This is a genomic window from Candidatus Thermoplasmatota archaeon, from assembly GCA_030018475.1.
Classification (GTDB): domain Archaea; phylum Thermoplasmatota; class JASEFT01; order JASEFT01; family JASEFT01; genus JASEFT01.
Window position 1 is genome coordinate 1 of sequence record JASEFT010000023.1, and the last position, 1,549, is coordinate 1,549.

A 1,549-nucleotide genomic window follows, 5' to 3' on the forward strand; every position below is an offset into this window, starting at 1 on the left:
GAAATATTAATACTGACGAATACCAATATTTTTGCAGATGGTCAATATTCTTATGGGTATAGGCAATGCGTTAGGCGGCGATGATGCTATTGGACCATGGATTGCAAAAAATTTCAAGCATAGAGGTTGGCTTTCAATAGATTGCGGGACTGTGCCTGAGAATTTTACATCTCTAGTAAAAGAGCATCGCTCGAAATATTTAGTTATTGTAGACGCAGCTCAGCTAAACTTAGCTCCTGGAGAATTTAGAGTTGTGCCTAAGGATAAGATTGACACCTTTGCTCTCACTACACATTCTCTACCATTATCTTTTTTAATATCTTATCTCGAGGAGTATGCCGAGAATATTATATGTATAGGCGTGCAGCCGAAAAGCGTTAGACCTTTCTCAACTCTTTCTAAAGAAGTGAGAGCTGGAGCACTGAAAATTATTAAGATTCTCAAGCAGAAAAAATTTGATAGTTTGATAGCGGTATAATCTCCTCTTTAGGTAGAGTAGCTTTTTAGCTATTTCTAACAGTTTCTAATAGGTCCTATCAACTAAAAGCCCCTGAGCACGAGCCCAGCAGCTGCAGGGAGCTTTAGCCACAAGCTGCATAGGGGTTTGGGTGCAGGGGCTCGTCAAGGAGTATATAAACTATCAAATTTTGCTCCAAGTGGGCACTAAACTGGGTTTCAGCTTTGCTTTTTCTTTATTTCATCAGCCTCAAAGAACCCTTTGGGAATAAACGATAACGCAGCCCCTTTGCGCCCACCTTTTTTGACACAATCGTAAATTGTTTGGATAAACGCGTCTCCCCACTCTTTCCTAGGGACTGCTGCTCCCTCTTCGTAATATACACGGCATACACATGATTGAAAAACATCCTTTTGAACCAACCGAATTTACGATTAATGCCCGACGGAAGAAAATCATGGGGTTTTTTAGCCAGTCATAGTCAGAATTAAAGATCTACATTACCTGTGATACAACAATAAATTATCGTAATTATCAATGCGACCAGTACGGTGACATCGAAATACAGCAGGGAGCGCGGCCATGGTCGCGAAACTACATGCGTATGGTAGTAAGCCATTATAAGTGACAACACGCCAAATACCCCAGAAACGCCACATAAAAAGGCAGAGGCCTTAACTAACGAAAGAGTATAAAAAATAACTCCTAAGCTCACAAAAAGGAGAGCGAAAACAAGAAAATTAGACCATTTTTTTATCATAATTCCAGACACTTTGCTTATCAAGGCTATTTAATGTAGCTATGGGTAAATATAGTTTACTTAAACTCTGCACATAGATCTCATTGTAAAAGCTCGACGAAACAACTCCGGTGCAGAGTTTACTTCACAATCAGCTTCTCAGAATATTTATCGTAGTCAGCAAGCAAGAACTCGTTTGTCATTGTGAGGCATTTTCTTGGGCATACTTCAACGCACTGCGAGCAGAAACAGCAACGAGCTACATAAATTTGTATTTTTACAGGTTTTGCAAGTGTGGCGCCTTCTTTTTCATGGAAAAGTACCGCTTTCTCAGCTTGTACAAGCTCAATTGC

2 protein-coding genes are annotated in these 1,549 nt (G+C 40.1%); one reads left to right on the forward strand and one right to left on the reverse strand.

Annotated elements, in window-relative coordinates:
* Positions 1-37 precede the first annotated feature (37 nt).
* Positions 38-478 carry a hydrogenase maturation peptidase HycI gene (gene hycI / locus QMD21_04235; protein MDI6855971.1) on the forward strand — a complete coding sequence of 147 codons (441 nt, stop codon included), beginning with the start codon at positions 38-40 and terminating at the stop codon, positions 476-478.
* Positions 479-1,336: 858 nt separating this feature from the next.
* Here the strand turns inward: hycI and QMD21_04240 are convergent.
* The coding region (locus tag QMD21_04240) for an NADH-quinone oxidoreductase (GenBank protein ID MDI6855972.1) at positions 1,337-1,549 on the reverse strand (213 nt) is incomplete at its 5' end.